The sequence below is a fragment of the Bradyrhizobium sp. PRIMUS42 genome (genome assembly GCF_023006515.1).
Lineage (GTDB): Bacteria > Pseudomonadota > Alphaproteobacteria > Rhizobiales > Xanthobacteraceae > Bradyrhizobium.
The window spans coordinates 1-6,018 of sequence record NZ_JALBGZ010000394.1 but is presented as its reverse complement, the minus strand read 5'-3'; the positions used below and the strand labels follow the sequence as shown (position 1 = coordinate 6,018).

The 6,018-nt window shown below is 65.1% G+C and carries 5 protein-coding genes; all 5 read right to left on the bottom strand.

Features of this window, described 5'->3' with window-relative positions; genetic code table 11:
- On the bottom strand, nucleotides 1-2,645 hold a 2,645-nt coding region (locus MOV75_RS24520), incomplete at its 3' end, for a diguanylate cyclase (RefSeq protein WP_247006759.1).
- A gap of 175 nt (nucleotides 2,646-2,820) precedes the next feature.
- Nucleotides 2,821-3,906 (bottom strand): branched-chain amino acid ABC transporter permease, encoded by a 1,086-nt coding sequence (locus MOV75_RS24515; RefSeq protein ID WP_246919828.1) that lies wholly within the window; start codon nucleotides 3,904-3,906, stop codon nucleotides 2,821-2,823.
- Nucleotides 3,903-4,913 carry a branched-chain amino acid ABC transporter permease gene (locus MOV75_RS24510; protein ID WP_246919830.1) on the bottom strand — a complete coding sequence of 337 codons (1,011 nt, stop codon included), beginning with the start codon at nucleotides 4,911-4,913 and terminating at the stop codon, nucleotides 3,903-3,905. The genes MOV75_RS24515 and MOV75_RS24510 overlap by 4 nt, the downstream gene beginning before the upstream one ends.
- Complete coding sequence (locus MOV75_RS24505; RefSeq protein ID WP_246919833.1) at nucleotides 4,910-5,632, bottom strand: ABC transporter ATP-binding protein; 723 nt, start codon at nucleotides 5,630-5,632, stop codon at nucleotides 4,910-4,912. Before MOV75_RS24505 ends, MOV75_RS24510 begins: the two co-directional genes overlap by 4 nt.
- Nucleotides 5,629-6,018, bottom strand: a 390-nt coding sequence (locus MOV75_RS24500; protein ID WP_369010467.1) for an ATP-binding cassette domain-containing protein, incomplete at its 5' end; no start/stop codon positions are given. The genes MOV75_RS24500 and MOV75_RS24505, both read right to left, overlap by 4 nt.

The window sequence follows — 6,018 nt, the reverse complement described above, 5'->3', positions numbered from 1 at the left end:
CGCAGCGCCAGCGTATCGCATTTGAGCTGCACCGGCGACACGTTGACCGCGACGCGCACATGCGCCGGCCAGGTCGCGGCCTCGTTGCAAGCCATCCGCAGCACCCAGTCGCCGAGCTCGTTGATCAGGCCGGTATCCTCGGCGACCGGAATGAACTCCGCCGGCGACACCATGCCACGCTCCGGATGCCGCCAGCGCAGCAGCGCCTCGCAGCCCGAGACCTCGTTGGTACGCAGGTCGACCAGCGGCTGATAGTGAATCTCGAAGCCGCCGTTCACCAGGGCCTGCCGCAGGTCCTGCTCCATGCTCAGGCGCGCCTTGGCGCTCGCATCCATCTCCGGCTCGAAGAAACGGTGGCTGCGACGCCCTTGGGCCTTCGCGCCGTACATCGCGAGATCGGCGTTCTTGACGAGCTGGTCGAGATCGGTGCCGTCCTGCGGCGCCAGGGCAATCCCGATGCTTGCGTCGGTGGAGAGCTGATGGCCGAGACAATGAAAGGGCTGCCGGATGGCCTGATAGATGCGGGTTACGAACGACAGCACATCGGCAGGAGACTGGATTGCGGTCTGGATCACGGCGAACTCGTCGCCGCCCAGTCGCGCGATCAGGTCGTCCTGCTTGAGGCAGCCGCGGAGGCGGCCGGCAATCGCCTTCAACAGCTCGTCGCCGACGTGGTGGCCAAGCGAATCGTTGATGCCCTTGAATTCGTCGACGTCGATGTAGAGCAGCGCGAACTGTCCGTCGTCGGCGGCCTTCGCCAGCTCGCGTTCGATCTGCTCGCGGAACAGCGTGCGGTTCGGCAGGTCGGTCAGCGCATCGTAATGCGCCATGTGCGCGATCTTCTCGTCGGCGCGCCGCCTCTCGGTGACGTCCTCGACGACGTTGATGATGTAGCGTGGCTCGCCGGACTTGTCGCGGATGCCGATCCTCCGGGAGGTGATGTAGCGGCGTCCGATGGCCGGGGTGTTCCAGATGTGCTCGTCCAGGAACAGCCCGTCCGGCGACTGCAGCAGCCGGTCGTCGTCCCGGGTGATGATCTCGGCGTCCTCTGCCGGATAAAGGTCGAACACCGTCCTGCCGACGATCGTCTCATGGGTCTCGTCGAGCTGCTCCTCGGCGACCTGGTTGGCCAGGAGGTAGCGCCGCGTCTGGGCGTCCTTCACGGTGATCCGCGAGGGGATATGGTCGATGATCTCGCGCAGGAAGGTGTAGTTGCGGTCCCGCTCCTGCTCGAGGTTGCGGCGTTCGGTGATGTCCTCGATCGTGGCGACCCATCCACCCTGCGCGAGCGGGGTATTGATGACCTGGAAGGCGCGGCCGTCGGCCAATAGATGCGTTCTCGTGGAGACCGTGCCCTCGCCAACGATCCTCATGACCTCGGCGCAGAGTTCCTCGACATTGCCGTCGAACGCGCCACGTTCCTTGCGATGGTACATCGCCTCACGGATGTGGCAGCCGGGCTTGATGACGTCGTGGGAGAGACCGAACATCTCGGCATAGCGGCGGTTGCAGGTGACGATGTAGCCGCTCGCGTCATACAGGATCAGCCCCTGGGTCATGTTGTTGAGGGCGGTGTCGAGCCGCAGCCGCTCCGCTTCCAGCCGTTCCTGCGCTTCGCGGTTCTGCCGGTTGATCTGGCGAATGATCAGATAGAGGATCAGCGCGATTACGCCGGCCGAGAAGCCCGCCGTCGCGACCGTGAAGCCGGTCTGCTGCCGCCAGTCCGCAAGCGCTGCCGCCATGGTGTTGGTGGCGACGATGACCAGCGGGAAATGCGTCAGTGACGCAGCAGAGCCGAGCCGCTCCTCGCCATCGAGCGGGCTCCTGACGCGAAGCGTGTGCTGACCGCCCTCGCTCAGCACCTTATGCATCAGCGGCGCATCCTTGTAGCTCCGTCCGATCAGCTCTTCGCGATGCGGATAGCGCGCCAGCATCTTGCCCTCGCGGTCGAACAGCGAGATGGCGGTGCCCTCGGCGAGCGCGACGGATGCGAAATAGTGCTGATAGCTGTCCGGATCGATCCGGCGTACCATCGCGCCGAGGAAGGTGCCGTCCGCGCCGTTCAACCGGCGTGCGACGACGGTGGTCCATTTGTTGATGATGAAGCTGCGGACGGATTCGAGCAGCACCGATTCGGACTGCGGATCCGTCTTGAACGTCTGAAAGTATGCCCGGGATGAAATGTTGATCTTGGGCAGCGGCTGGGCCCGCGACCAGTTGATCAACTCGCCGTCGGCATCGTAGATCGCGATATCGCCGAGATAGGACACCGAGCTGATCTTGCTGCGCAGCATCTGGTTCGTCGCCGATCCCGACATGCGCTCGCGGAACGTCGTTGGCGAGATGATCTCCGCCAGGTTCATCTGCCCGATCAGATCGGCAGCGACGACATCGGAATCCTCAAATTGCTGGTCGAAGTGGCGCGCGATCAGCTTAACCGTGTTTTCCAGCTCGCGCTCGCGATTGACCAGGGTGCGCTCGCGAAATTCGCCGACGGCCACGGCCGTCACGGCGAAGATGCCCGCGACCAGCAACACGCCGCACAGGGTCAACCACAGGACAGGACCACGCCGCGCCAAGACCTCCCAGCCGTTCCTCGCGGCTAGAGACATTCCGGCTGCCATCGTGGAAAAGACCTGGCGCATTCCCCCCTCCCTGGAGGAACACGAATACACCGCACAAATGGCCTAAACCTTAGGAAAGCCAGTTACCTAAGCATTAATCCGGTTGCGCAACCGCGTCCGCATGTAGCCGGGCGGGAATCGCGTCACGGTTGTGCGGCGTGCGTAGCGACTGCTGCGCTGCATCGTTAACCGCGGCTTAATGCGAGCTGCCGCCGCTCTTGTCGCCGGCGGGATTGCGCAGCCGTCCGACCACGCCGGTCGGAAAGAAATAGACGCTGGCGATGAACAGCAACCCGAGCCACAGCAGCCAGCGGTCGGGATGCAACAGCCCCGGCAGCAGCGGCAGGCCGGCTTCCGATGCCGCCGTGGAGGCGACGCCCATCAGCGACTGCAAATAGTTCTGGGCGAGGATGAAGATGCTGGCGCCGATGATCGCGCCGTAGATCGTGCCCATGCCCCCGATCACGACCATCAGCAGGATGTCCAGCATGATCGAGAAGCTGAGCGAGGTATCGGGACCGGCATAGCGTAGCCACAGCGCGTTCAAGATGCCGGCGCCGGCGGCGACCAGCGCGGCGAGGCAATTGGCGTAGGTCAGGTGGAATACCGTGCGAAAGCCGAGCGCCTCGGCGCGAAAACGGTTCTCGCGGATGGCCTGCAGCACGCGCCCGAACGGCGAGTTCACGACGCGCAGCAAAGCGAGGATCATCAGGGCCGAGACGGCGAACACCAGGTAGAAGGTCAGGATGCGGCCGTTGACCTCGAAGCCGAACAGGTTTTTCGAGATCAGCACGGTGCCGGGGCGCAGCAGCTCCGGCAGCTGGAAGCTGCGCCCGTCCTCACCGCCGGTCAGCCAGGAGAGCTGCGAGGCCAGCACCTGGAAGGCAGAGGCGACCGCGAGCGTGATCATGGCGAAGAAGATCGCGGCCACGCGCAGAGAAAACAGCCCGATGGCGAGCGCGAGCAGGGCCGCGAGCGGCAGTCCGACGACGATGCCGGTTGCGACCGCCGCCCAATTGGGGCCCATCCCATACAGCGCGATCGCGATCGCGTAGCTGCCGATGCCGTAGAACATGGTGTGGGCGAACGACACCGAGCCGGTATAGCCGAGCAGGAGATCGTAGGAGGCGACCAGCGCCGCGAAGACGCAGATCTTGGCCGCGACGTTCAGGGCCTTGGCGCCCGGAAACAGGAACGGCGTCGCCGCCAGCGCCAGGATGATGAGGACGAGAACGAGCGTGAGGACGCGGCTGCGCGGCGGGTCGCCGGAGAGGATCATCATCGGCTGGTCACCGCATAGAGGCCGCGCGGGCGCCACATCAGAATGGCGACCATCAGCAGGATGTTGGAGACGAGGGCGAGTTTCGGCACCAGGAAGCCGCCGTAATTGGCGACCATGGCCACGAGGATCGCGCCGATGAAGCAGCCGCCGATCGACCCGAGCCCGCCGATGATGACGACAATGAAAATCAAGACGGTGAGGTCGTCGCTCATGGAGGCGTGGACCTGCTCGCGATAAAGCGCCCACATCACGCCGCCGAGGCCGGCCAGTGCCGATCCCGTCATGAACACGCCGAGGAACAGCCGGCGGATGCGATAGCCCAATGCCTCCACCATCTCGCGGTTCTCGACGCCGGCGCGGATCAAGAGGCCAAGCTTGCTGCGATTGAGCACGAGCTGGATCGCGATGAAGATGGCAAGCCCGATCAGCATCGCCAGCACACGGTACTTTGCAATTGCGACATCGCCGAGGATGAAGGAGCCACGCAGCGAGGTCGGCAGCGGCATCGGGATGATCTGCGGTCCCCACAGCGCATAGAGCGTCTGCTCGGCGACGATCAAGCCGCCGGTCGTCATCAGGATCTGCTTCAGATGCTGGCCGTAGACCGGCAGGATCAGCACGCGCTCGACGACCAGGCCGAGCGCGCCGGACACGGCCATCGACAGCAGCGCGGCCGGGGCGAGCACCGCGAGATTCATCCACAGCGAATCCGCCTGCATGGAGGCCGCGAACGGCGCCAGCACGAGCGTGGCGACATAGGCGCCGACGGCGATGAAGGCACCGTGGCCGAAATTAAGCACGTCCATCAGGCCGAACACCAGCGTCAGGCCCGAGGCCATGATGAAGATCATCATGCCCATGGCGAGGCTCGCGGCGGTCAGCGTCAGCCAGGAGCTGGTCGATCCAATCAACGGGATCATGAGCAGCGCGAGCGCGATCGGCAGCAGGATCGGCGCGATGTCGCGCTTCGGCTTCGGCAGGGGATCATTTGCGGCGAGTTCAGTCACTGATGTGCCTCCAGGCTCAGGCCGAGCAGCCGCTCCTGCAGCGGCACGTCGGCGGCGAGCGCCGCCATCTCGCCGCGATGAACGATGGTGCCGTTGTCCATCACCAGCACGTTGTCGCCGAGCTCGCGGGCGGCAAAGAAGTTCTGCTCGACCAGGAGGATGGTGGCGCCCTTGCGCTTGATCTCCCTCAGGCACTCGATCAGCGCCATCACGATGGCGGGTGCGAGGCCCTTGGTCGGCTCGTCGATCAGCAAGAGCTTGCGCGGCTCGATGATGGCGCGGGCGATCGACAGCATCTGCTTTTGCCCGCCCGAGAGGCTTCCCGCGCGCGACAGCCAGAACCGGCGCAGCGCCGGGAAGAAGCCAAAAATCCAGTCGAGCTGGGTGTCGTCGAGCGGACCGTCGCGCGCCGCCAGCACCAGGTTCTCTTTCACGGTGAGATCGGAGAACACCGCCATGCTCTCCGGCACGTAGCCGACGCCGAGCCTTGCGATGTCGGGCGTGGCGCGGCTTTCGATGCGATCGCCGGAGAGGCTGATCTCGCCGCTGGAAGCCTGCCACAGCCCCATGATGGTGCGCAGCGTCGTGGTCTTGCCGGCACCGTTACGGCCGAGCAGCATCGTGACCTGCCCCTGCGGGACCGCGAGGTCGATGCCCTGGAGGATGTGATAGCGGCCGATATGGGTGTGCACGCCGGAGAGCTTGAGCAGGTCGGTCATGCGACGCCCTCTGCGGTCTTGGGGGCGACGCCGAGATAGGCTTCCTGCACGATCGGCGAGGCGATCACCTCGGCAGGTGGCCCGTCCGCGACAAGTTGCCCGTTATGCAGGACGATGATGCGGTCGGCGAGCGAGCGCACCACGTCCATCTTGTGCTCGACCAGAAGGATGATCTTGCCCCTGTCCTGCTTGAGCTGCGCGATCAGGTTGAGGACCACAGGCACCTCGTCGATGCTCATGCCGGCAGTCGGCTCGTCGAACATGAAAACCTTCGGCTCCAGCGCGATCATCAGCGCGACCTCGAGCTTGCGCTGATCGCCATGCGACAGCGCGGTCGCAGCGCCGCCGCGGCGGCTGCCGAGCGCGACCTGGTCCAGGATGGCGTC

Excerpts from the sequence above, each read along its gene's own strand:
- MOV75_RS24515 (WP_246919828.1), bottom strand. The coding sequence starts at position 3,906 with ATGATGATCCTCTCCGGCGACCCGCCGCGCAGCCGCGTCCTCACGCTC.
- MOV75_RS24505 (WP_246919833.1), bottom strand. The coding sequence starts at position 5,632 with ATGACCGACCTGCTCAAGCTCTCCGGCGTGCACACCCATATCGGCCGC.